General features: G+C 53.4%; 18 protein-coding genes. 3 read left to right on the top strand and 15 right to left on the bottom strand.

Going from position 1 to position 26269, the window contains the following annotated elements:
- The 14 genes from ACFQI7_RS05400 to leuC form a co-directional block, all read right to left on the bottom strand.
- The gene (locus tag ACFQI7_RS05400) at window positions 1–3111 is read right to left on the bottom strand and encodes an efflux RND transporter permease subunit (RefSeq protein WP_218097121.1); all 3111 of its coding nucleotides are present in this window, start codon (window positions 3109–3111) and stop codon (window positions 1–3) included.
- Window positions 3112–3450: 339 nt separating this feature from the next.
- Window positions 3451–5652, bottom strand: coding sequence for a hypothetical protein (locus ACFQI7_RS05405; protein WP_218097120.1), 2202 nt, complete (start codon window positions 5650–5652; stop codon window positions 3451–3453).
- A 40-nt stretch (window positions 5653–5692) separates the two neighbouring features.
- Window positions 5693–7174: an ABC transporter substrate-binding protein gene (locus tag ACFQI7_RS05410; RefSeq protein WP_230414624.1), complete on the bottom strand. Its 1482-nt coding sequence runs from the start codon at window positions 7172–7174 to the stop codon at window positions 5693–5695.
- 39 nt (window positions 7175–7213) lie between these two features.
- Complete coding sequence (locus ACFQI7_RS05415; protein ID WP_218097119.1) at window positions 7214–8095, bottom strand: ABC transporter ATP-binding protein; 882 nt, start codon at window positions 8093–8095, stop codon at window positions 7214–7216.
- Window positions 8096–8099: 4 nt separating this feature from the next.
- A complete protein-coding gene (locus ACFQI7_RS05420) occupies window positions 8100–11033 on the bottom strand; it encodes an ABC transporter permease (protein ID WP_218097118.1) in 2934 nt (977 codons plus the stop codon).
- Window positions 11033–12139 carry an efflux RND transporter periplasmic adaptor subunit gene (locus ACFQI7_RS05425; protein WP_377516694.1) on the bottom strand — a complete coding sequence of 369 codons (1107 nt, stop codon included), beginning with the start codon at window positions 12137–12139 and terminating at the stop codon, window positions 11033–11035. Before ACFQI7_RS05425 ends, ACFQI7_RS05420 begins: the two co-directional genes overlap by 1 nt.
- A complete protein-coding gene (locus ACFQI7_RS05430; protein WP_218097117.1) occupies window positions 12099–12932 on the bottom strand; it encodes an ABC transporter ATP-binding protein in 834 nt (277 codons plus the stop codon). Before ACFQI7_RS05430 ends, ACFQI7_RS05425 begins: the two co-directional genes overlap by 41 nt.
- 344 nt (window positions 12933–13276) lie before the next feature.
- Window positions 13277–13957 (bottom strand): DnaD domain protein, encoded by a 681-nt coding sequence (locus ACFQI7_RS05435; RefSeq protein WP_218097116.1) that lies wholly within the window; start codon window positions 13955–13957, stop codon window positions 13277–13279.
- A gap of 122 nt (window positions 13958–14079) precedes the next feature.
- Window positions 14080–15378 carry an asparagine--tRNA ligase gene (gene asnS / locus ACFQI7_RS05440; RefSeq protein WP_218097115.1) on the bottom strand — a complete coding sequence of 433 codons (1299 nt, stop codon included), beginning with the start codon at window positions 15376–15378 and terminating at the stop codon, window positions 14080–14082.
- Between the two features lie 91 nt (window positions 15379–15469).
- Window positions 15470–16684: an acetate/propionate family kinase gene (locus ACFQI7_RS05445; protein WP_218097114.1), complete on the bottom strand. Its 1215-nt coding sequence runs from the start codon at window positions 16682–16684 to the stop codon at window positions 15470–15472.
- Complete coding sequence (locus ACFQI7_RS05450) at window positions 16681–17553, bottom strand: 3-hydroxyacyl-CoA dehydrogenase family protein (RefSeq protein ID WP_218097113.1); 873 nt, start codon at window positions 17551–17553, stop codon at window positions 16681–16683. Before ACFQI7_RS05450 ends, ACFQI7_RS05445 begins: the two co-directional genes overlap by 4 nt.
- Before the next feature lie 189 nt (window positions 17554–17742).
- Window positions 17743–19137 carry a UDP-N-acetylmuramoyl-tripeptide--D-alanyl-D-alanine ligase gene (locus ACFQI7_RS05455; protein ID WP_218097112.1) on the bottom strand — a complete coding sequence of 465 codons (1395 nt, stop codon included), beginning with the start codon at window positions 19135–19137 and terminating at the stop codon, window positions 17743–17745.
- Window positions 19138–19263: 126 nt separating this feature from the next.
- Window positions 19264–19869 (bottom strand): 3-isopropylmalate dehydratase small subunit, encoded by a 606-nt coding sequence (gene leuD / locus ACFQI7_RS05460; RefSeq protein WP_218097111.1) that lies wholly within the window; start codon window positions 19867–19869, stop codon window positions 19264–19266.
- A gap of 33 nt (window positions 19870–19902) precedes the next feature.
- Entirely contained in the window at window positions 19903–21321 is a 1419-nt protein-coding gene (leuC, locus tag ACFQI7_RS05465) for a 3-isopropylmalate dehydratase large subunit (protein ID WP_218097110.1), read from the bottom strand.
- Window positions 21322–21496: 175 nt separating this feature from the next.
- Between leuC and ACFQI7_RS05470 the strand changes: the two genes are divergently transcribed.
- Window positions 21497–22390 (top strand): LysR family transcriptional regulator, encoded by an 894-nt coding sequence (locus ACFQI7_RS05470; protein WP_218097109.1) that lies wholly within the window; start codon window positions 21497–21499, stop codon window positions 22388–22390.
- A 93-nt stretch (window positions 22391–22483) separates the two neighbouring features.
- On the opposite strand, the gene ACFQI7_RS05475 is transcribed toward ACFQI7_RS05470, so the two are convergent.
- A complete protein-coding gene (locus ACFQI7_RS05475) occupies window positions 22484–23284 on the bottom strand; it encodes a carbon-nitrogen family hydrolase (RefSeq protein WP_218097108.1) in 801 nt (266 codons plus the stop codon).
- 253 nt (window positions 23285–23537) lie between these two features.
- Here ACFQI7_RS05475 and ACFQI7_RS05480 point away from each other — a divergent pair, with 253 nt between their 5' ends.
- Together ACFQI7_RS05480 and proB are read left to right on the top strand one after the other, a co-directional pair.
- Window positions 23538–24743 carry a pyridoxal phosphate-dependent aminotransferase gene (locus ACFQI7_RS05480; protein ID WP_218097107.1) on the top strand — a complete coding sequence of 402 codons (1206 nt, stop codon included), beginning with the start codon at window positions 23538–23540 and terminating at the stop codon, window positions 24741–24743.
- Window positions 24744–25136: 393 nt separating this feature from the next.
- The gene (proB, locus tag ACFQI7_RS05485; protein WP_218097106.1) at window positions 25137–26267 is read left to right on the top strand and encodes a glutamate 5-kinase; all 1131 of its coding nucleotides are present in this window, start codon (window positions 25137–25139) and stop codon (window positions 26265–26267) included.
- Window positions 26268–26269 lie beyond the last annotated feature (2 nt).

Here is a 26269-nt window from a genome sequence, read left to right on the forward strand (position 1 = left end):
TTACGGCGCAATGGGTGCAACCGGATGATCTGCGGCCGGCTTTTCTTTCTTGCGGATCAAGCGGCTCACGCTATTTTTCATGTTCTCGATCATTTCATATACGATCGGCACGATGATCAACGTCAACAAGGTCGATGTCGTTAACCCGCCGATCACGACGACCGCGAGGCCTTTGGAGATTAACGTCCCTTTGGACAGACCCATTGCAAGCGGCATCAGCGCGATGATCGTTGCACCGGCGGTCATAATGATCGGGCGCATCCGGGTCATCCCCGCTTCGATGAGCGCTTCACGGACGCTATGACCGGACTCGCGTAGCTGCTGGACGCGGTCAACCAATACGATCGCATTCGTAACGACGACGCCGATCAGCATCAGGAAGCCAATCAAGGAAGTAATATTAACCGATTCCTTCGTCAGGAGCAATCCGAGCAAGCCGCCGATCGCCGCAAGCGGCAGCGAGAACAAGATGGCAAACGGCGCGCTTGCATTGCCGAATGCGAGCACCATCACCAGGTAGACGATGAAGATGGATGCGCCCATCGCCACGAACATTTGGTTAAAGCTCTCCTGCATATCGTCGCTAACCCCTTTGACTTCCGTACGGACGCCGGAAGGAAATTGGACCGTCTTCAGTGCTTCGGAGATTGTTTTACTGACTCCGCCTTTATCGACGGAGTCGATCTTCGCCGTAACCCTTACGTACTGTTCCTGTTTCTCACGAGAAATGGCAACCGGCGAGTCGATCTGGCGCACTTTGGCAATTTCATTCAAGCTCACGGTCGCACCAGTCGGCGTCTTGATCGTGAATCTGCCGATTTTGTCGACTGAATTTTTAAAGTTCGGATCGATCATCACTTTCGTTTCGAATGTAGTGTTATCGAATTTCAAGTCGCCCAGCTTCTCTTCCGCAAGCCAGCTGCGAACGGTATCCATAATTTGCGCGGAGGATAAACCAAACAAGCGCGCTTTATTTTGATCGACTGCGATTTCAACTTCCGTCTTGGATTCGCTCAAGCTGTCTTTAATGTCGGAAAGCTCGGGGAATTCCTTCAATTTGTTCCGGACCATCTCTGCTCCCTGCTTCAAATGATCCAGATCGTCCCCCTTCAACATGTAGGAGAAATCCGCTCCCCCGGAAGGAGGGCCCCCGGCGGAAATCAACGTGCCTTCGGACTCGGAGCCTTTCGGCAGCAAATATAAGATTTTCTCCTTAAAATCTTTTACTACTTTTTTGGCGTCGGAATGAGCGGAAGCGGCAGCGAAAAACATCGTCCGGTACGCAACCCGGTCCGTCCCTCCGTTATAACCGACCAATGATTCCACATAATCGAAGGTCGGCTCGCCAGCCGGATCCTTCGATTCCCGCATCATCGCTTCAATCTCTTTTATTTTCTCGTTCATCGTTTCAATCGTCGTTTCACGCGGCATTTTAACACTGAACTGCATCATTTTATCGGACTCGCTCTCCGGCATAAAAGACGTAGCCAAAAAAGGAACCGTACCTGCAACCGTAACGACAAATAACAGAAAAGCGATGAGTGCCGTTTTTTTCCGGTTGTTAAGCGACCAGAGCAGCGTTTTCTTATACGTCATCGACAGTTTGCCTACAGCGGCCTCGTCGTGCGTCTTAATATTTTTGCTGCGGAGCACGAGCAGCTTGGCAAGTAGCGGAATGACCGTTACCGCAACGAAAAGCGACGATAGCAGCGCGACGGACAGCGTAATGGCAAACGGGCGGAATACTTCGCCAAGCACGCCGCTGACGAATGCGATCGGGCCGAACACGCCCACGGTCGTAATCGTAGATGAGGTAATGGCCGAAGCCACTTGCGCCGTAGCCAGCTTAATGACCGATTCATTGCGCTCCTGCGCTCTCACGAGCTGACTGTAAATATTCTCGATAACGACGATACTATCGTCGACGACCCGCCCGACGGCGATCGCCATCCCGCCGAGCGTCATAATGTTAAGCGAAATTCCCAGCGGTGCCATGACGAGCAGCGTGATCATAATGGATAACGGAATGGAGACCAGTACGATAAACGTCATGCGAACGTTTCTTAAGAAGAGCAGAATCATGATCGATGCCAATATAGCCCCAAGTCCGCCCTCTTTTACCATGCCGCTAATCGAGGATTTAATGTCGGTCGCCTGGTTGTACACCGCATGGAATGTAATGTTCGGGAATTCCTTTTTCCAGCCGTCCATCAGTCTGTCGGCTTCGGCGGCAAATTCGACGGTGTTGGCGTTTTTCGTTTTGTACAAATGAATTCCGATCGCCGGCTGTCCATTGAGCCTGGACATAAATTCCGATTCCATAATGGCCTCGACTTTGGCGATTTGTTTCAGAAGCAAAGTATCACCGTTCGGCGTCATTATTTTCATGTTTTCCAAATTGTAAATCGTATTTAGATCGCTCTTGACACGAACCATCTGGCTATTTCCGTTAAAATCGACCGATCCGGCCGGGCTCGTCGTCAGCGCCGACTTGATGCTTTGCGATACTTGCGCCGGCGTCATATTGTAATTGTTGATCGCACTCACATCCATCTTCATCTTCAGCACTGCTTCCTGATTGCCGATCGAATCGATGTGATCGATGCCTTTCATTCCGTTAAAGCCCGGCAAAATAACGTCCTTGTAGATTTTGTCCAGATCTTGCTGCGTCATGCCGTTATTCGCATAGGCGGACAAGTAATACACCGGCTCCGACGCAAAGCCGAATGTCGATGCTTTCGGCTTTTCCGCGCTCTGCGGCAGCTTGACGTTCGCTATGAGGCTTTCCACGTCTTTTTTGACGTCGTCCGGCTTTTTATCCTGCTCCAGCTCAATGACGATGGAGGAATAATTATCGCTTGAAGTGGAAGTCAAATTTTTGATGCCTTCCAGACCGGCCACCGCTTTCTCCAGCGGCTTGGTCACGTCTTCGAGTACATCTTTGGGCGGTGCCATATACTGCGTGCTGATCACAACGACCGGGAACGAAATGTCCGGCATGTTCTCTACTTTAAGCGTTGTTGAAGCATAGGCTCCCCCGGCGAACAACAGCATGACGATGATGATCACCGCTGTGATGTTCTTCATGGAAAAATCGGTTAATTTATTCATCTCTCTAACTCCTCCATTACGAATTGCTGACTACTTAGACGAAGCATTTCCCTGCATCCCTTCATTTTCCATAAAATCTTTGTTCAGTATAATTGTGGCTGCCCGCTTCTGTAAGGTGAAAAAAGTAATATGTACGTATGAAAAGAGTCATATTCGTATCGTCTGTTAACAATATTGTTAACGATATGAACATAATGGTTATGTAAAAAAGTGTCAATAGTGCCATTGCAAATTTAACCAATTGTTCAAATATGCTGGCAGACGACAAAAACCGCTTCAGCGCACACATTCCTCACGTATGCAGCGCAGAAGCGGTTTCTTATGAAAAGATATGAAATATTATTCCGTTCTTTCGAACCAGTCGACCTTCTGAGAAGCGAGCAGTCTTTTTTGACCTTGGAACGAATCGTAAACATTGAGTTTGTATGTTTTGAGGAAACGCAGATCAAAAATCAGGTCGCTGTCATTGACGTCAATTTTAAAGTCTTTGTAGCTTCCGAGCTTGAATCTGCCGTCGCTAACGGAACCGACATTTGTAGTTCCCCCCTGCGTTCCGGTTCCTTCAAAATCTTTGAAATCGAACTCTTTCGTAATGTCGATTTTCTCCGCCTCGTCTTCAAGCGCAATAATTAGCTTGCGACCTTCCGTGTTCGTCTCTGCCATCATATTTTTGATAAGGTTATAATCAAACGTTAGATGTACACCTTGGCTGTCAAGTTGGGTATAAATCCGGTTGATCGTCAGCTTGTACGGATCCAGCTCCAAATCCTTCAAAGTCGGCTTCACTTCACCCGATCCCTCAGGCAGCCAGAATGCGGCCGCGTTCACATAGGCATCCGGTGTTTTGTCCTTCTCCGACAGCTTATCCTCTGTAACCGCCTCGCCGATCGTAATGCTCATCCCGGATGTATCCAAGTCTTTGGGTATATTGCTTGATAAGAACAAAAGCGCTGAGTTCCCAGGGTTAATCTTGTTCTTAATTTCCGAAACGGTTGCCGGGTACACATTGCCGTCCAGTGTTTTGAAATGAGCAACCAACTTGGTCACATCGGCAGACCTTTTCTCCTGATTGACCGTTTCAAGCTCAACGGCAAACGTATCGTTCGCATTGCCCGTATAGGTCACGACGCGATGAATTTTATAGTCGGTTTTCCGGCCAATATTGGTCGATTTGTGCGTTTCGCCGACATTCATATGAGGCACCTGCATCAGCTCGGAGCGATGAACAAATTCAAGCAAATCGCTCGCCTCAGATGTGCTTCCGGTCGATCCCGAACTGCCGGTGGACTCCGGCTTCTCTTGAAGTATGAGCTTCACTTTGGCAAATTCGTAAGTGTAAGGTATTTTGCCGACGAATTGAAACTGCGCGGATGCATTCGGCGACAAGCCGATCACTTTGTCCGTCCGCACCAGCTTTGCTTCCACTTTCACCGCATCGTCCAGCTCAAAATAACCTGTCAAATTCGGAATCGGCAACGCTTCAGGCCCTCGGTTCGAAAGCGTCAAGCCTGCCGCCAATATATCCTGATCCTCCCACGGCAGCCGCTGAACGCTGTTCAGCATGGCCGTATAAGAGCCGTCCTCGACGGTAAAGCTGAATTCTTTGCCCAGATCGACGGCGTCCGGTTCGGATATTTGCGGCAGCGCATAGAACGCGATCGGGAGATTCATCTTGAGATCGGCGGCATTTTGTACGATGACAAGCTGCCAACCTTCCGTGGAAACCGTCACGGGCACGGAGCCCGTCAGATCGATATCTTTTTTCACCTTCGGGTTGATGCTGAGGTCTTTGATCCCTTTGGCATCAAGAGGATACATGTAACCCTCGGCCGTTCTGAGCATGTATTGATAGCCGGGAATCGCCACGCTGCGACTTCCTACGTTCTCGAGTGTAAGGACGACGGTAGGCGTATAGTTTTTCTCGTTGCGGCTCATGTACACTTTTTTAATCGTCGTTTGGATCGGATTGGATGCGATTTGGATCGTATTCGCCTCGCCGGGGGCCGTAACGATATTGTAATCGTCCGGAACTTTCACTTCCCCGATGGAGCGTTCAAAGCTCGACTGGCTGAAATCCCATTTGATGAATTCGAAGATCAAATCCTTTAGCTCCGTTTCCGCGTTAACCGTTGCGTAGAAGGAGATATCCTGGTTCGACTTCGGGGTAATCCGGTTCTTGTCCTTATCCTGCGGCAGCACATGTACCGAAATTTGATTGCCGGTCGTTGTCTTTAATCGGACCCAGTAGTCAATAAAGAGCAGGTCGCTGCTGCTTCCGTTATTTACGGTGACCGTAAACGTGACTGTTTTGTTTCCTTGCGCCGGAAGCAACGAAACATTTTTGAGCTCGAAGTAACTCGAGTCGTTCAGCTTAATCGTGCCGATGGTCGGTGCAGTACCTGTGGAGAAAACGGCACCAGTCTCGGGAGTCGTCGTCCCGCCGCCGTCCGCTGCGAAAGCGGGAACGGCGGAACTGAGCGTAAGTAGTGCTGCGAGCAGCAGGACGTATGCTTTGGATCGGTTGCGTTTTGTTCTGTTCATCTGGCTGTTACCTCCCTGCATAATTGAAAAAATGCCAAGTCTAGTACATCATCATTCCTTTCGGACCGCCGACCGGCCCGTTCGGGTTCTCCTTAAGCTGCTGCAGCATCGTATTTCCTTCGGTCTGCCATTGCTTCAACCCGTCGCGAACCGGCATTTTGCCCTGAACGACTTCTTGAAGCATACGCTGACCGATGCTGTTCACTTGGCGAAGACCCGGCATATCGCGATACAGCTTGTAATCCATTTGCGGTACGGGCAGCAATGTCGTGAACGCCTTGATGTTCATGGACACGCCATCCTTCTGCTTAATATATTTTTGTCTGGAGACGATCTGGTACGAACTGCTGGCCTTAAGGCGTGCCCAATCCTCGCTGTTAATAAATTTGATGAACTTCCATGCGGCATCCGCGTTTTGCGATTTGGCGTTTATCCCCATGATGCCGTCCATGCTGATATACCCGCCCAGATCCGGCGCTTCCTGATGAACCGGCAGCGTGACGACGTCCCATTCGAAAGGCGAGAAGCCTTTGACGTTTTGCGCGTTCTTCATGGCATTCGTTACTTGATTGATTTGGCCGTAATTAATAATCGCCATCGCTACGCGTCCCGACAAGAAATCGTCATACTGGAACGGATTATAGTCCTCAGCCGACCCGGGCATCATTCTGGCCTTCATGGAGGAAGGGTCCTGCTGCTCCGGAATCAGCTTCTCCGTCTTGAGCTGCAGCAGCGATTTCCATACTTTCTCCCACTGATCGGAGTCGACGGTCATCTTTTCCGCTTTCTCATCGAACATTCGAAGCTGCAGAGGCGTTATATACATTTGGCTCGCATAGTACATATCCCCGCCCATGCTTTGCGTGGAGAAGGAGAATCCGTATTTGCGATTTTCCCCCTCTCCTTTGGCCAAGCGGCGGGCCAGCTCGAACGTCTCTTCCCATGTCATCTTGTCTTTTGGGTAAGTAACGCCGGCTTCGTCGAACATTCTTTTGTTATAAATGAGGGCGGAGGAACTGAAAGTCGGCGCCAAGGCGTACAATTTACCCTCGCCCACTTTCTTAAGACCGTCGATGACGGCAGGCACAAAATCCGACGTATCGAATTTATCTTTCGTGATCATCGGGTCGAGCTGCGTGAGCATATTGTTCGAGATCAGGTCGGTCAACTGCTCGTACTGGACCATGACGACATCCGGCGGATTGTCGCCTTGCATCACTTCTTTCAGCTTATCCATCGGGTCTTTCGGGCGCTCACCCGGTTTCGGCGGAGCGTACATGTAACGATCATCGTTCGTAGCCACCATCTCGATTTTAATATTCGGATTGGCAAACTCGAACAAATCCGTGAAGCGCTGACGGAACCATTCATCTTCCGAACTATAGCCCATGCTTGTAGCGATGCGCAGAACTTGCTCTTTCTTGTCGTTCGCATTATTCGTCTTGCTGCAGGCTGCGAGCGTAGGCACCATCAACCCGACGCATGCGGATAATAAAACGGCATTTTTTAACGGTTTGTTCACTTGGATTTCCCCCTTGGGTTTGAAAAAAATAACCTGCGCCTACCGTAATGCTTTGGGCGGACGAATAATAATCTTCTCGCCGTCGAATTCCATGGACGCCTTGCCGTCGATCCCGAGCGTCTGCAAGTAGGCTCTCGGAATTTGAAGCCGGCCGGCCCGGTCCAGCACCACATATTCCTCATGAACGTCATGAATCGTGCCTTTTCCGGCCGGAGTCTCCTCTGCAGCTTGATCCAGGTTCGGATTGCGCTTAATGAATTCGGTGCTCGTCATTCCGTCCCGAATCGCCACGACCCGGTCCACCTTGCTCGCAAGCGTCATATCGTGCGTTACGATCACGATGGTTACGCCAAGCTCCTTATTGAAACGACGGAATATGTCCATGATCATATCGGAAGTACGCGTATCGACCGAGCCTGTCGGCTCGTCGGCAAGCAGCATTGAGGGACGGTTAGCGAGCGCAATCGCAATGGCGACACGCTGCTGCTCCCCGCCGGACAGCTGTTGGAGCTTGTTGTTCACACGCTCTTTCAGGCCGACCCATTCCAGCAGCTGCTTCGCATAGGGACGGTCATACTTGCCGCTCAGCATCATGGGCATCTCCACATTTTCCAAAGCGGTCAGGTAAGGAACAAGATTTCGCGCGTTGTTTTGCCAGATAAAGCCGACCGTTTCACGTTTGTAGCGAACCAGTTCCTCATCGGTAATCTTAAGCAAATTCCACTCGCCGACCTGCACCTGGCCGGCCGACGGCCGATCAAGCCCGCCTAAGATGTTCAGCAGCGTCGATTTGCCGCTTCCGCTATTGCCGATAATCGCCATCATCTCGCCCTTGGTAACCGAAATGTTCAGCCCTTGCAGCGCAACGACCTCGATATCGTCGGTTTTATATATTTTGACGAGTCCTTCGCAAAGAATCACTGCATCATTTCTCCTCTCCCAGCTTCACGGCTTGATGAACGCGCAATCGCCTGATATGCAGGAACAATAGGGCTGCGCCGGTAATCATCATGACCGCAACGACCACATAGAGCTGGTCGGTGTCCCTGGAGTCGAATACAACGCGAAACGGAGGTACCTGCGTTTTCACATTCTCGGCCGTTTGCAGAAATGGCAGGAACAAGTAGCTCGTCAGTTTGCCTATGCCGAGTCCGAGCGCGATCGCGAGTCCTGCCGTAAACGCCTGTTCCAGCAGCAGCATGCCGGTCAATTGTTTCCTAGAGAGCCCCATGGCCCGCAAAACGCCGAATTGCACAACCCGGCTCGACAAGTTGAAAAACCAGTAAAGAATGTAGCCGATCAACGAGATCAGCACCGACACCAAGAAGCCTAGACTGAGAATCCCGAACACACCTCCGCGGGCCGGATGCTTCTTCTGCGAAATCAGTTCGTTGCGAACATCTTTCACCGTAGCGATGTCGATTTTTTTCGCTTGAAGCGCCTCGATCATCGGAGCCACTTTCGCCCCGTCTTTCATCTTGAGCCACACCTCGTACGGCGTCATCGGCGCCTGGTCGTAAATATACTCCAGGTTCGCAATGAAAAACGGCGTCTGTTCCGGGTATTGGCTCGGCCAATACGGCACGGTTGCTACGACGATAAATTCCACCGACTGCTGGGCGATCGTTATATTCATCAAATCGCCGATCTTGATATGGTTTTTCTCGGCGAAGGAAGTCGGTACAATGACGGCCTGCTCATATTGACCGAGCAAGTTGAGATACGTATTCGGATGCACTTTGAACAAGTCTTTGCGGAACCAGGCCACTTTGGCAAAATCGACATTATCGATCCCCATCAGCATTCCTTGCCCCAGCGACTTGCCGGAAACGACGATATTGCTTTTCGACAGCAGCACCCTGGCGGCACCTTCAACGCCTTCCAGTTCGCGGAATATCGCGAAAGGCGGCTCGATATAGCGCATCTTCGGCGGAACTTCCTGTCCGCCTCCGGGACCTCCGCCTCCCGGCTGACCGGGGTTTCCTCCGCCATTCCCCTGGCCTTGACCTTGACCTTGACCCTGACCTTGGCCGCTCCCTTGACCGGAGCCTCCCTGGCCCTGGCCTTGGCCCTGATCCTGCTCCTGCGGCAGCTCGTCGGACACCGCCTCCCAATCCGCTTTCATGATCACGTCGGTTCCGTAGGAGTACAAAATGCGGTCGGTTGAATTCAAATCGATCGTTCTTGCTGCCGAAGCGTTGTACACCCCTAAACCAAGCGTCAAGATGAGGAGCAGCATCAGCGGATAATACGACGACGCGGAGCGCGACAACTGCGTCAGCGTCAAATATACCGGAACGGGCAAAAGCCTTTTGCCAAGCCAATTGCCGAGTTTGAGCAGCCATGGGAAAATACGCAAGAAAAACAATCCAAGCGCAATAATCGATAAGGCCGGTATAAAAAACAGCAGCGGATGCACCTGCAATTGATCGGTGGTCAGCCCGGTTTTGCCGAATAAATCTTGCCGTTCGCCAAACAAGTAATAGCCGTACCCGGCAATTGCGATCAGCACAACGTCCAAATACCATTTTTGCCAAAACGGTTTTTTATCCCCGCGGGCCAGCTTTTGCTTATGACTTACGATCGACGATCTTGCATACACAATCGCCGGAATAACACTCGCCATGATCGCAATGACCACGGCTGCCGTCCCATACAACAACGCTTCCGTAGATACGCCGACCGGCACTGCTTTGCGGTCCACAAACGTCAGAAACCCGCTCGAGGAGCCGATGCTCTTCGCCATGAACCATCCGAGCAGCGGGCCGATCACCATGGCAGTTGCCCCCAGAATAAGCCCTTCCAGCAAATACACCCATATAATTTGCTTCGTACTGCCACCTCTGCTTCGCATGACCGCGATGACGGTGCGCTGACGGTCAAGCGACTGCTGCGCGTTCATTACGATGTAATAGAACACCATCGCAATCATCGGCGCCGCAAGCGTAAACAGCATAATTTGGAGCTGTAAGCTCTGCACCTTGAATTCCTGTAAGATCGGAACAAACGAGATATCGACTCTCGTATTTTTAAGCTTTTGATACAGCGTAATATCGAGCCGTTCCAGCTTCCGCTCGAGCGGAGACAACTGGCTTGTCTGAATATCCTTCAAATCGAAAGCATAATACCAGTTGCCGAGATTCAGCGGAATTTTTTTGTTTTTGAGCAGCTCGTCATGAAACCCGGTCTCGCTCATGAAGAATGATCCCGTTAACCCTTCCAATCCTTGAAACCAGTAGGGGCTTGCGTCATTTTTCGGTTTGAACGTACCGGTCACCTTGATTTTCAACGGAGGAATGCCTAGACCGCCCGAAATCGGATAATTGAACACGTCACCGACATGAATATCGTTGCGGTACATCGCCTCCTCATGGATCATGGCTTCGATCACGCCGCCTTGCGGCTGATCCTTGTACCACGACCCTTGCGTAAGCTCGACTTCGTCCTTCAATCCGCTTTGCGCGAATAGCGTCATCTGCCGGCGTTTGCTCGGGTCGACCTTGGAAGGATCTTCCGGCGAAAGCTGCGAACCTCGGATCGACAAGCTGCGGACATAGGTTTGCGTCGGAAACGAGATATCCTTCGGCATATCCTCCCGTATGTATTGATCGACTTCATTCAACGCTTCGAGCTCGGCGCGGTCGCTTCCGGCTGCTTGATAGCGGATCAGCACCGAACCCGCGGGAAGACCGCTGCTCTTCTCCTCGAGCGATTTGGAAACAACGCGCTTGAGCGAACCGTCCGAGTACATCGGGATGCTCGTCGTAAACGCTACGGCCATAATCAATCCGGCCAATGTACTGAGCGTCAGCCAGCGGGTGTTCCACATTTTGCGGGTCAAAAATCGGAGCATCGGCATTAGCGACCAACTACTTTCTGTCCCGGCGTCAGTCCTTTGACAATTTCCACATCCGTGGATGTTTGCTGTCCGACCTCAACGTCCACTTCTCGCTTATTGCCCTGCTCGTCGACCACCTGCACATAGTTTCTTCCCGCATAGGAACGAAGTGCAGCGAGCGGAATGACGACCGCTTTCTCCTTGCGCTGGGTAATGACGGATACGCTAAGCGGAGTGCCCCGGTTTACATTTTGCGGAAACGAATCCAGCTCCACGAGCAAGTAATTGTCGATGCTATCCGGCGGTTTCTGTCCGCTGCCCCCGGGGAAAGTTCCTCCGCCGCCGCCCGAACTGCCATCCGTCTTCGGGTTCGGCAGCTGCAGCACTTTGCCTTTATGCTGCCCTGCCGCATTAATGTCGACGACAGCCTCCATCCCTATCGCTACGCGTTTGAGATCGTCCTGGCTTAGCGTCGCCGCTACGGTCAACTTGGACAAGTCGGCAATCGTTACGATCGCATCGTACGCTTTGACGGTATCGCCTTTCTGCAAATAGACCGACACGATCGTTCCCGAGAACGGCGCCTTCAACTTTGCGTCGGAAACCGTCTTCAGCAGCTTGTTCAATTCCTCGCGTTTCAGCTCGAAGTCGATCTTTGCCAGTTCAACCTGCTCCGCCCCCATCTCGTCGGCTTTACGCAGCGTCTCGATCATTTGCAGCTCGTCTTTGCGGGTTTGCAGCTGCTTTTGCTTCAATTGGCTCTCCAGCTCTGTCACGTCCAGTTCGGCGATCACTTGGCCTTGCTCCACCTTGTCGCCAACTTTCACCGCTACATTCTTGAGTCGCCGGCTCGTTTCGTCCGTAAAATACAAGTCTTCTTCGACCGTCGCCATCAGTCTGCCGGCTCCCCGCACTTTCGTCTCAAGGGTGTCAGTCTTTACGACGTATTCCGGTTTTTTGGACAGCTTCGGCGCCGTAATGACCGGAACGGTCTCTTCTTCGTCTTCCTTCGGCAGCAGTGAGCAACCGGAGGACACAATCATGGCCGACGCCGTGCCAAGAAGAAGCAGCGGCTTCGCCTTTCTTTTAAGAATTAATAAATTTTCCATCCACCATTTCGAATACACGGTCGGCAACCTCCATTATTGTCGGATCATGTGTCGTCATGCAGATCGTCATCCGTTCGGTTCGGATGATATCGCGGAACACCGCCATCACCTGCGCGCCCATCTGCGAATCGAGTTCGGCCGTCGGTTCGTCGGCTAAGAGCAGGCTGGGCCGATGCGCAATCGCTTTGGCAATCGCCACGCGCTGCTGTTCGCCGCCGGAAAGCTCGAACGGACGGTGGTGCATCCGCCGCCCGAGTCCGACGAGTTCCAGGCAGTGCGTTACGCGCGCTTTCCACTGCGACCTGGGAACTCCCGCCATCCGCAGCGATAATTCCACATTTTCCCAAGCGGACAAAAGAGGCATCAAAGCAAACGATTGAAATATAAATCCGATTTCTTTTCTTCTTATGTATGTCCGTTCGTCGTCGCTGCATCGGTGGAACGCATGCGTCTGGAAATAAATTTCCCCTTTGTTCGGTTGATCCAGCCCGCCGATCATGTTCAGCAGCGTCGTCTTTCCGGAACCGGATCGCCCCTTCAGCATCGCCAGCTGTGTCGGGTACAAGGCCATATTAATTCCCTTCAGCACGTGAAGCTGCTGACCTCCGACCGGAAAGGACCGCTCCACGCCGCTTACGGTAAGCATCGGCTTGCTCGTATCGATTTCCCGGCCCATCGCTGGTTCCAGGAGGACCCTTTCATCCGGTGCTGCCTCAACCGCCGCGGCTTGCCCGGCTGCGATTTCCGCCGTCGATTCGGCTGCGGCAGGTTGCTGCGTTTGCTCTTTTTTTCTGCGCAGCCATAATTTCATAACGTTCCTCCTCTTTCCTGCTGCGGCGTTTCTAGTAATCTATATACAACATTGCAACCATATCTATAGACGCTCCCGGTCAAAGAAAGGTTACAAAAAAACAATGAAATTATAAAAAATATTTCCAAATCGGGGAAAAACCATCGAATTATGAAGCTGGTCTCGATCGGTATGGAAAATTATACTAAATGCGCAAGTTTTCGTCGACCCTTGCCTAAATCGCTCGTTAAAATATCCATTCTCGAATTGTTCCGTCGATAAAATAAAAAGCGTTTCACGCCACTTATGTTCGGTAAGTGGTATGAAGCGCTTCAGTTCATGAAGATGTTACAACGTTCCGCCCGTTAACGCGAGCGGAATTTTTGCGAATGCTCTTTTGCCTGCTCGACGGTGGTGATCCGGTTACGCTGCCATTCAAGCAGGATGCGGTCGATATAGCGGAAATGCACTTTTCCGGCAAATACCGCTTCCTTCAACCCCGCCAAAATAAGCTCTTCCGGATAGCCGTCCTTGTCAATCCAGCCGGCGATCGATTCCAGCTCCATCGGCGTCAGCGGCCGGCCGAATTCTTTCTCAAATATAGAAAAAACATCTTTCCGCTCCGACCGACCGCCGCCCGTCGAGCGCTGCTGCGCCAGTCGCTCACGCTCCAGCTCCTCGTAACGGAATTCGGCGAGCCGCTCCATTAGCGGTTTCCAGTTATATTTTTCCGAATGAACGCCCGTTGCCGGATCCAGCACCTCATCGATGAGGAGCAGCCCTTCCTTCAGCAGCTTCTGCAGCGAAGCGATCACTTTTTCCTGCGATACGGACATACGAGATTTGAGTTCCTCGAGCGTCGGGAAGTCTTTGCCTTCCTTTTGCTTGAAAGCCATAACATGCAATATCAGCATAACATCAAGCTCATGCAGCTTTAGCAGCGTGTAGTACTGGAACAGCCAGTATGGCACATCCACATGGCCATCCTGCCATCCCGCGAGTAGCACGGACGGCAGCTCTCTTGCCTGTTGCTCGCTACGTCTCATGCAAATTGCCCCTTTCATCCTTTACAACGAACTTGTCCTATCGAAAAGCAAAATACAAGTGAAAGCGGAAGCTCGCGACGGAACTTCCGCCAGTTTAGCGGCATCGTGCAAAAATCGAAGTTCTATGGATACAAACGGTACAGCAGACGCGGAAACGGAATCGTCTCACGCACATGATCCAGCCCGCAAATCCACGCCACTGTACGTTCCAGTCCGAGTCCGAATCCGGAATGCGGCACGGAGCCGTATTTGCGCAGGTCAAGGTACCATTGGTACGCTTCCTTGGACAGCTCGTGCTCCTGGAAACGCTCCTCCATCAGTTCCGGATCGTCGATCCGCTGGCTGCCTCCGATAATTTCGCCATATCCTTCCGGTGCAATCATGTCGGCGCATAGCACCACTTCAGGACGGTTCGGGTCCGGCTTCATGTAAAACGCTTTGATCCCGGTCGGGTAATGGGTAATAAACACCGGCGTCTCGTATTTTTCGGCGATCGCGGTCTCATGCGGCGCACCGAAGTCTTCACCCCAGTCGAATTCATGCCCTTCCGCCTTCAGAAACTTCACCGCTTCGTCGTATGTAATGCGCGGGAACGGCGCCTGGATTTTTTCCAGGTTCGTCACATCGCGCTCCAACACTTCAAGCTCCTTGCGGCAATGCTGCAGCACGGAAGCAACGATATGCGATATGAACTGCTCTTGCACTTCAAGATTTTGCTCGTGATCGACGAAGGCCATCTCGGGCTCGATCATCCAGAATTCGATCAAATGCCGGCGCGTCTTCGATTTCTCCGCGCGAAACGTCGGGCCGAACGAATACACCCGTCCAAGTGCCATTGCCGCCGCTTCCATGTAAAGCTGGCCGCTCTGCGTCAGAAAAGCGTCCTCGTCAAAATATTTCGTATGAAACAGGTTCGTCGTCCCTTCGCATGAAGAAGGGGTCAAGATCGGCGGATCGACCAGTTGAAAGCCGCGCTCATCGAAAAATTGCTGGATCGCCCGAATAATTTGGGCGCGAATGACGAGAATCGCCCGCTGCCGCGGCGAACGAATCCACAGGTGACGATGATCCATCAGGAAATCGACGCCATGTTCCTTCGGCGTAATCGGATATTCGCTCGTCAATTGTATAATCTCGATCCCCGTTACATTCAGCTCAAACCCGCCTTTGCTTCGCGTATCCTCGCGAACCGTACCGGTCACATACAGGGAGCTTTCCTGCGTCAGCTTGCCGGCATCCTCCCATACTTGCTCGCTGACTTCGCTCTTGACGACGACGCCCTGTATGAAGCCCGATCCGTCGCGAAGCTGCAAAAAGCGAATTTTCCCGCTGGAGCGACTATTATGCAGCCAGCAGCCGATCGTTACGGTCTCGTTTATATGCTGACCCGCCTCGCGGATCATGGACAAATTACGGTTCATTGGCCTTCCTCCCGGATAGAAAAATAGCTGCGGGAGTCGCACCCCGTCATTTGCCGAACTGAACAAATGTTCGGGGCAATTCCCACTCTCATTATACTACACAACGACGGTTTAAAATCAACTGGTACGTATCCCTGGCAATAACGAGTTCCTCATTGGTCGGTATGACAAACGCTTGTACGCGCGAAGTTTCCGTTGTAATCGCCCGTTCCGCCGACGATCGCCGCGCATTCGCCGCTTCGTCCAGCTCGACCCCGAGAAAGCTCAAATTGCGGCAGACCGCCGCACGCAGCGGCGCAGAGTTTTCACCCACTCCCGCCGTAAACACGATTGCGTCCAGCCCGTTCATCGCCGCCGCATAAGAGCCGATGTATTTGCGCAGCCGGTATTCGTACATGTCAAAAGCCAGCTTCGCGTTCGGGTCTCCGTCCGCCATCGCCTGCTGGATTTCGCGCATATCGCTGCCGAGTCGCGAAACCGCCATCAGTCCGCTATGCTTATTGAGCATGGAATTGACCTCGCTCAAGGTCAGGTCTTCTTTCCCCATCGCGAACGGCACGATCGCCGGATCGATATCCCCGCTGCGCGTCCCCATCATGAGTCCTTCCAGCGGCGTCATGCCCATGCTCGTGTCGATGGAGCGACCGTTCATGATCGCCGTGCAGCTAGCGCCGTTGCCGATATGACATGTGATCAGCTTCAACTCTTCGAGCGGCCGGCCGAGTACCGCCGCCGTCCGTTCGCTGACGTAAGCGTGGGACGTGCCGTGAAAACCGTATCGGCGAATCTTATGCCGCTTGTACAGAACGGAGGGAATCGGATACAAGTATGCGACCGGCGGCATCGTCTGGTGGAATGCCGTATCGAACACGACCGCCTGCGGCACATCCGGCATGTTGGCTTCCACCGCCAAAATGCCTTGCATATGCGCAGGATTATGCAGCGGCGCAAGCTCGAACAGCCGCTTAATTTCCCGCTTTACCTCTTCATCGACCAGAACGGAGCTGGCGAACGATTCGCCGCCGTGAACGACCCGGTGCCCTACGGCCTGAATCTCGCTTGCCGATTGCAACACGCCGTGCTCCGGATGAACGATCAAGTCAAGCACTTTGCGGATGGCCGTCGTATGCTCCAATATTTCCTGTACTTCATGAACCTCCGGCTTGCCTGCCGGTTCGTACGTCACAATCGCCGAATCCATTCCAATTCGCTCGACTTTGCCTGCGGCGATAACCGTTTCGTCCCGCATGTCGTACAATTGGAATTTCACCGAAGAACTGCCTGCATTGATGACAAGAATGTTCATATCCGGTCACCGTCCCTGTCGTAGCTGAAAAAACCGTGACCCGTCTTGGTCCCGAGCTGCCCTGCGCGCACCATTTGCTTGAGCAGCACGGCCGGCCGGTATTTCACATCGCCGAATTCGCGGAACATCCGTTCCATCGCATCGAGGATGGAATCGAGTCCGAACCGGTCGGCCATCTCGAGCGGCCCGTATCGGAAATCATAGCCGAGGCGCATTGCGCTGTCGATATCCTCTGCGCTCGCAACCCGCTCCGACAATACGTGCATCGCTTCGTTAATCAACACGCATATGAGCCGCGTCGTCACGAAACCGGGCGATTCGTATACCTGGATGCCGCGGGTCTGAATCGTTTCCTCGACAAAGCGCTTCGTTCGCGCGAACGTGTCATCGCTTGTTTTAAGCCCTCTTATAATTTCCACCAAATGTATTTTTGAAACGGGATAAACAAAATGAAGTCCAATCACGCGTTCCGGCCGGGCCGTGGTCGCCGCCATTTCGGTCAAGCTGAGCGTCGACGTGTTGCTCGCCAAAATAACCGGTTCGGGGCACAAGGCATCCAGCTGCCGAAACACTTCTTTCTTGAGCTCAAGCTCCTCGTTCACGGATTCAATGACCATATCGCAACCCGACAGCAATGGCCAATCCGTTTCCAAATGAATTTTGCTCGAAATGATTTTTTTCTCCGCCGCCGTAATCGCCCATTTCTCCAATTGCTTGTCCAGGCTCATCTCGATGCTTTGCCGTGCCCGTTCCAGCTTCTCCGCATTTTTGTCGATCAAAACGACCTCGAGTCCGCGAGCCGCAATCATCTCGGCAATCCCTTGTCCCATTGTGCCGGCGCCCACGACGCCGATTTTGCCTACTGTCATTCGTGCTGCCCCCCTTCGCTACTCTCCCTATTCTATTATATACGTATGTTCGAACGCATGCTGATAGAAAGATCACAAGAAGCGGATAACCCGGCCTTCTTCCTCCCGTAGCAAAGAGAGGAGAGCAACCATCCACGCCCAGGGGGAAAAACGATGGCTGCCGGGTTTATGCTCCAGCTCCTCAGCCCGTTACGGTTCGTATTTATCCAGTAGCCCGATCAACGTTTCCATTTGCATCCCTCTCGAGCCTTTGATCAAAATGACGTCACTCGCTGCATGCGCCGTATTCATTAAGTGTTCAGCCAGCGATTCCATTCTGTCGAATGAACGTACTCGTTCGGCAGGAAAAGAAGCGGCGACAGCCCCTTCGGCGATCGCCTTTCCAAGCTTCCCAAGCGTGTACACGTAATCGACTCCGCCCCTTGGAATGCCTCGGCCTATTTCCAAGTGATACTCCTTCTCGCGGTCCCCCAGCTCCAGCATATCGCCGAGCACAAGAAACTTTTGGCGGTAACCGGACAACCCGGCCAAGCTGCGGATCGCCGCTTCCATCGAAGCGGGCGAAGCGTTCCATGCATCGTTAATGACATGATAGCCTGTTCTGGTGCGGACACGCTCCATGCGCATGGGCGTCAAGGTCACTTGCCGCAATCCCTCGGCGATTTGTTCGTGGGATAATCCGAAAAAGTCGGCTGCCGCATACGCGGCAAGCGCATTGCCGATATGATGCAAGCCGAGCAAGGGGAGCTCCAATTCCTCCGGATGGCCGTTGATTTGGAACGAAATGCCGTGATCCGACTGTTTCTCATTCGCAGCGGCGTATGTATTCCCGGCTTGCAGACCGAAACGGATTACGTTCGCCCCACCCTTCTGCTGCCGTATCGTATCGCAACCGGTCAATAACGGCTCATCCCCGTTGATGATCAGCGCCCCGTCCGGTTTCAGCCCTGCCACGATTTCGAGCTTTGCAGCCGCAATTTCTTCCCTTGAACCGAGCTGCGTCAAATGCGACAAACCGATCATCGTAATGATCGCCGCATCCGGACGAGCAAGCAGCGACAAACGTTGGATCTGCCCCCGCTCGCTCATGCCCATCTCGACAATCGCGAAGTCGTCCGTTTCATTTATATCCAGCAGCGTCAACGGGACGCCGACTTGACTGTTCAAATTGCCCTGTGTTTTATAAACCCGGTAAGCCCTGCGAAATATGGCATCCAGCATATCTTTCGTGGACGTCTTTCCGTTGCTGCCGGTGACTGCAATCACCTTGACAGGGAGCTGACGGCGATATGCGGCCGCCAACTGTTGAAGCGCGGTCAGCATATCTTCGACCATAATGACCGGGAAGCCTTCTGGAGGATTCGGGTGATCTTTCTGCCAGAGGGATGCGGCAGCTCCCTTCCTTAACGCTTCCTCTACATATCGGTGCCCGTCATCGATGCGAACGATCGGGACGAAAAGCTGTCCCGGGATGATCGTTCTGGAGTCAATGGAAACGCCTTGCGCCAATATACTGCCGTAATCAAGGTTCAGCCCTTCGCCTTGCGCCATTCGTTCGATTTCCGCTAATGTACGTTTGATCATAATGACCCACCCCCGCTCCTCCCATTATAGCGGGAGAGCTCTTGTCTTTAAAAGCGGCGTTTCTTTCGCTCGAAAAAGAAAAGCCTGCCTGGTCCTTACGGACCTGACAGGCTGATCGTATTGCAATTATTTGTACGCAAGACGCGCGCCGTGCGCCGCTTCGTATTGCGAGATTTTATCTTCGTGCTGCAGTGTCAGGCCGATATCGTCAAGCCCTTGCAGCAGGAACTGGCGGCGGTGCTCATCCAGTTCGAAGTTGATGGAGAGGCCTTGGTCGTCCGTAATCGTCTTGTTCTCAAGATCCACGTTCAACTTGTAACCTTCTGTTGCCGCCGTGCGTTGGAACAGGTCTTCCACTTGCTCCTCGCTCAGCTTGATCGGCAAAATGCCGTTTTTGAAGCAGTTGTTGTAAAAAATGTCGGCATAGGACGGCGCGATGATCACCCGGAATCCGTAGTCCTGAATCGCCCAAGGCGCATGCTCGCGGGAGGAACCGCAGCCGAAGTTGGCGCGGGAGATCAGCACCGAAGCGCCTTGATAACGGGGCTGGTTCAGGCTGAAGCTCGAAATTTCCTTGCCGCTTTGGTCAAAGCGCCATTCAAAGAACAAAAACTGGCCGAAGCCGGAGCGCTCGATCCGCTTCAAAAATTGCTTGGGGATAATGGCGTCCGTGTCTACATTGACGCGGTCCACCGGGCCCACAATACCGGTATGCTGTTTAAAAGCTTCCATGTCCGTTTACTCCTCACATCGATAAAATTTATATTAAGCTTCCTGCTTCACTTTGAAATTCCAGTCGCGCACATCGGTGAAACGTCCTTCGATGGCAGCCGCAGCGGCCATAGCCGGGGATACGAGATGCGTCCGTCCGTCGCGGCCTTGACGGCCTTCGAAGTTACGGTTCGATGTCGACGCGCAGCGCTGTCCCGGCTTCAGTACGTCCGGATTCATCGCCAGACACATGCTGCAGCCCGCGTCGCGCCATTCGAAACCGGCTTCGGTGAAGATTTTATCGAGTCCTTCTTTTTCCGCTTGAATTTTCACGCGGCCCGAACCGGGAACGACGATCGCCGTTACATTGGACGATACTTTGTAACCTTGAGCTACGGCCGCCGCCGCGCGCAGATCCTCGATCCGGCCATTCGTACAGGAACCGATGAACACATAGTCGACCGGAATTTCCGTCATCGGCGTACCCGGTTTCAACCCCATGTACTCGATCGCTTTTTCCGCCGCTTTGCGTTCGTTTTCCGTCGTGAAGTCCGCCGGATTCGGTACGGTAGAAGTAACGTTTGTACCCATGCCCGGGCTTGTACCCCAGGTAACTTGCGGGATCAGGCTGTCTGCGTCAAAGTCAACTACGCGGTCGTACACGGCGCCTTCGTCGGTTGTGAGCTTCTTCCACTCGGCTACGGCAGCGTCAAATGCTGCGCCTTGCGGCACATACTCGCGTCCGCGCAAATATTCGAAAGTCGTTTCGTCCGGAGCGATCAGGCCCGCTCTTGCGCCCGCTTCGATCGACATGTTGCAGACCGTCATCCGCTCTTCCATCGACAGGCCGCGGATCGATTCGCCCGTATACTCGATAACATAGCCGGTAGCGAAATCCGTACCGTACTTCGCGATGACGCCGAGGATCAAGTCCTTCGCCGTTACGCCCGGCTTCAGCTTGCCGTTAATGCGCACTTCCAGCGTCTTCGCCTTCGATTGCTGCAAACATTGCGTCGCGAGCACGTGCTCCACTTCGCTTGTTCCGATACCGAACGCAAGAGCGCCGAATGCGCCGTGCGTCGAAGTATGGCTGTCGCCGCAGACGATCGTTTTGCCCGGATGAGTCAGGCCGAGCTCCGGTCCCATAACGTGCACGACGCCTTGGTCGATGCTGTCCAGGTCAAACAGTGTTACGCCGAAATCGGCACAGTTTTTCGAAAGCGTGTCGATTTGCTGCTTGGAAATTGGGTCCGTAATGTTAAAACGGTCCTTCGTCGGTACGTTGTGATCCATCGTTGCAAACGTCAGGTCCGGACGGCGCACTTTGCGGCCGCTCAGTCTGAGTCCTTCGAATGCTTGCGGGGATGTCACTTCATGAACAAGCTGCAGGTCGATATAAATGATGCTCGGCTTGCCTTGCTCCGAATGAATGACATGATTGTCCCAGATTTTCTCGAACATTGTTTTTGCCATCGTTTCCACCTCAATTAATTAGGTATGCCAAAAATGATTGCATATTGGATAGTACCTATCGTACCATTTCCATCTTCATTGATCCAAGATATAATATCTATAGCATTGATAGGTTTTTGCTATAACATCCTACAGTCACATTCTCGCTCGATTACAATAAAAGGAGAGTTCCCCGATGGAATTGCGTCAACTCCAGTACGCCTTGCAAATCGCCATTGAAAAAAATTTTTCTCGCGCCGCTGAGAAACTGCACATCGCCCAGCCATCCTTAAGCCAGCAGCTGTCGAAGCTGGAGAAAGAGATCGGCGTTCTGTTGTTCCAAAGAACGACGAACTCGGTGGAAGTCACCCATGCCGGAGCGCTGTTCGTGGAAAAAGCGCAAAACATTCTCGACATGGTCGAGCAGCTCAAAATCGAGATGGACGATATCTCGCAAATGCGCAAAGGCAAGCTTGTCGTCGGCAGCTTGCCGATTACCGGAGCGCATGTGCTGCCGCTAGTACTCCCGGTGTTTCAAGAGCGTTACCCGGAAATCGAGATTGTGCTTGTCGAGGACACGTCGGCGAACCTTGAAAACTTGACGGCGAGCGGCGGGGCCGACATCAGCCTGCTATCGCTGCCGCTTTCCGATGAAGCGCTAGACTTTGAAGCCGTCATCGAAGAGGAGATCGTCCTTGCCGTCCCGCCGAATCACTCGCTTGCGCATTCTTCCATTCCTGCCGATCTCGAACTGCTGAAGGACGAGCCGTTTATCGCGCTCAAAAAAGGGCAAGGTTTCCGGCAAATTACGCTGCAATTGTGCAGCAAGGCCGGATTTACGCCGAGAATCGTGTTCGAGAGCAGCAACATCGAGACCGTTCAGTCGCTCGTAGCGGCCGGCATGGGCATCGCTTTCGTGCCCCATATGGTGTCGAGAGGGCGATGGAGCGAGATCGCTCCCGCCTACTTGCCGCTCTCAAATCGTCCGACGCGGACGCTGGTCGTGGCATACCGCAAAGGACGTTACTTGTCGAAGGCGGTCGCCGCCTTCATGGATACGTTCCGTGAAGTGATGAAGCCGCAGATGTGATCGGCCTGGGATGACGTTAGGTATGCTCATTCCGCGCTGATCCAGGCGTAACGCGCATTCCACAAGAAGCCGCGAAGCCAGCCGTTGGCAGCTTCACTCATACAAATGAGGTCTGCGGTCCTCGAAGATCGGGATGCGGCTGCGCACTTCCGGAACGGTCCCCAAATCGACTTTGGCGCGAATAATTTGTTCCGTTTCATCGCCTTCCGCCAGCACCTCGCCCCACGGATCGACGACCATGGAATGACCGAAAAACTCCGTCGTTCCGATGATGCCGACCCGGTTGCAGGAGACGACGAACATTTGGTTTTCAATCGCGCGCGCCATCAGCAGCGTACGCCAATGATGCAGCCGCGGATTCGGCCATTCGGCCGGAACAAACAAGATTTGCGCGCCGCCGAGCGCCAGCTTCCTCGTCAGTTCCGGGAAGCGGATGTCGTAGCAGATCATCATGCCGGCCGGTACGCCGTCCAGTTCCAGCTGCCCGGCCCGGTCGCCGCTTTGCAAAAACTTTTCTTCTTCCATCAGGCGGAACAAATGGATTTTTGAATAATCCGCAACCCGCCGGCCTTCCCTATCGTAAGCGTACATTGTATTGTAGACGCCGCCGGCTTTTTTCTCCGCGATCGAGCCGCCGATGATCATGACGCCGTGCTTTCGGCTAAAGGCCGACAGCACAGCTTGCGTACGCTCTCCATCCACATCGGACAGCTCGTGAATTTGCTCCAGTGCATAACCGGTGTTCCACATCTCCGGAAACAGGATCACGTCCGGTTTCGTTTCGTGCGCCACCGCCTGCTCCAACATTTGTTCCAGCTTGGCAAAATTGCGCTCCGGCTCGCCGATCGCGATATCCATCTGCAGCAGCGCCAAATTCCATATTTTATGAGACATCTGTATTCTTCACCCTTCTCCTTGCTTGATCGCATTATTTCTTCTTAATGATAGAGCAAGCGCGCAGCAACTTCAATGACACGATACGATGATTATCGCACAGGCTCTCCTATATCCGGCGCGCCTCCTGCCGTCAATCGAGCGGTGCCGCCCAGTATACACTGTTCGTTTTTCATGTTACATTAATCATATCCGTATAAACGGTATTTTTTTATTGCTTCAAGCGACTATACACAAATGGAGTGAACCATAGATGAACCCGACAAGTCCATCCTCGGTCAGCGCGTTTCCAATCCGGCCGGCCGAACGCATCCAAGAGCTTCCGACCCAATTTTTCGCCAAGCTGGTGAGCAGAGCGAACGAGCAAATTGCCGCCGGTCACGACGTGATTAATCTGGGGCAGGGCAATCCCGACCGCCCTACGCCGCCGCATATCGTGCGCTCCCTGCAGGAAGCGGCGGAAAATCCGCTGTATCACCGGTACCCGCCTTTTAACGGATTTTTGTTTTTAAAAGAAGCGGTCGCGCGTCGATATAAGGAAGATTATGGCGTGGAGCTCGACCCGGAAACGGAGGTCGCGATTTTGTTCGGCGGCAAAACCGGTCTCGTCGAAATCGCCCAGTGCCTGCTGAATCCCGGCGACGTCTGCCTCGTTCCCGATCCGGGATACCCCGATTACTGGTCCGGCGTCGCGCTGTCCGGCGCGCGAATGGCGTTCATGCCGCTCCGCGAGTCGAACCGCTTTTTGCCCGATTACAGCGAGCTGTCGGCGGACGATCTCAACAAGGCGAAGCTCATGTTCATCAATTACCCGAACAATCCGACGGCGGTGTCCGCTCCCGCTTCCTTCTATGATGAAACGATCCGCTTCGCCGCCAAGCACAACATCGTTGTCGCGAGCGACTTTGCATACGGGGCGATCGGTTTCGACGGACAGAAGCCGGTCAGCTTTTTGCAGCAGCCGGGAGCCAAGGAAGTCGGTGTGGAATTTTATACGCTGTCCAAAACGTACAACATGGCGGGCTGGCGCGTCGGCTTTGCACTCGGCAATCGGGAGGTTGTCCGGATGATCAACCTCATTCAGGATCATTATTACTGCAGCTTGTTCGGCGGCATTCAAGTCGCGGCGGCGGCGGCACTGACCGGCCCGCAGGATTGCGTGAGCGAACTCGTATCCGTCTACCAAAGCCGGCGCGACGCGCTCTTCGCTTCCCTGGACCGCATCGGCTGGCAAGCGACTCGTTCGCAAGGCTCTTTTTTCACCTGGCTGCCCGTTCCGAAAGGTTATACGTCCGCATCGCTGGCGGACCGACTGCTCACGGAGGCGAAAATCGTCGTCGCGCCGGGCATCGGCTTCGGAGACAGCGGCGAAGGGTACGTGCGGCTGGGGCTGCTTAGCACGGAGTCAAGATTGCAGGAAGCGGTGGAGCGGATCGAGAAGCTGCACCTGTTCGGTTGACGCCTTTACAAACCGCATCCGGCGTGCTATCCTAATAGGAAAGTTAAACGTATTGATGGGAATAGTAGGAAGCGTCCACGCGTGCCAGAGAGTAAATTCCACCGGCTGAGAGAATTTACCGCGATGCCTTTCCGAACCCGCCCCTGAACGGTCAACGAAGAGTTGGACGGCACCCTGCCGTTACAAGGGACGGAAGACGGATGGGCGCTGCTCATCAATTAAGGTGGTACCGCGGAAGTTAGAAGGCTTTCGTCCTTAGAGGACGGGGCCTTTTTCGTTTTTCCCGGCCCATGTTTCAACCCGCGCGAGTCTCGGACGCACGTGATGGATATGTTTCTCCGGGAAGCGTTGCACCGTACATTTTTAGTTCAGAAAGAAAGAAGGTTGCTTACCATGCAGCAGACGATCGTTGTCAAAATCGGCAGCAGCTCGCTGACGTCCGATGAAGGGGGACTGAACCGCGACAAAATCTTGTTTTTTGCAGGGGAGCTTGCGGCGCTGCATCGTCAAGGCTACTCCGTGCTGCTCGTCACGTCCGGCGCCGTCGCCGCAGGCTTTCGCCAATTGGGCTATGCGTCAAGGCCGAAGCTTCTGCACGAAAAGCAAGCCTCCGCTTCGGTCGGGCAGGCGCTGCTGATGCAGGCTTATCACGAAGCTTTCGCCCGGCACGACGTCCGCGTCGGACAAATTTTGCTAACGCGACCGGACTTTTCCAATCGCAAGCGAATCCATAACGCACAGATGACGATCGACGAGCTGCTGCGCCGGCGCATTATCCCGATCATTAACGAGAATGATACCGTCTCGGTCGACGAACTCAAATTCAGCGAAAACGATACGTTGTCCGCCCTCGTCGCCAATCTCGTCCGGGCGCGTCGATTGCTCATATTGACCGATACGGACGGATTGTACACGGCCGATCCGCGCAAGCATGCCGATGCCACGCGGATCGATCGCGTAATGGAACTGAGCGAGGACATATTCCGGATCGCCGGCGGCTCCGGCTCCATGGTCGGCACCGGCGGCATGCGTTCGAAGATTGAGGCAGCCCGTATCGCGATGCGAGGCGGCGTACCGGTATTCATCGGCCAAGTGACGGAGCCGGGCGATTTGTCCGACGCCGTCGGCGGCAACGGAAAAGGCACGTATTTCGATACGGACGCCCATAACCTGCCGATGAAGAAACAATGGCTCGGCTTTCATTCCGAGCCCCAAGGCTGCGTTACCGTGGACCATGGCGCCGAGCTCGCGCTTGTAACCGGCGGCAAAAGCTTGCTTCCGGCCGGCGTCAAGGAAGTTTACGGCGAATTCCACCCCGGTGATGTGATCGAGGTAGCGAATTTGAACGGCCAGACGATCGGCCGCGGCGTCGTCAATTATGCTTCGTGGCAGCTGCAGGCGGTAGCCGGCATGAGCACCGAGGAAGTGCAAAAACGGATCGAGGTGATCCGTATCGAAGTGATTCACCGCGACGAATGGATTACGCTTGCCGAAAAACATAAGGTTCAAGATATTGCTCCATAAGC

Origin of the sequence: Paenibacillus allorhizosphaerae (assembly GCF_042659105.1) — a bacterium.
GTDB lineage: Bacteria > Bacillota > Bacilli > Paenibacillales > NBRC-103111 > Paenibacillus_G > Paenibacillus_G allorhizosphaerae.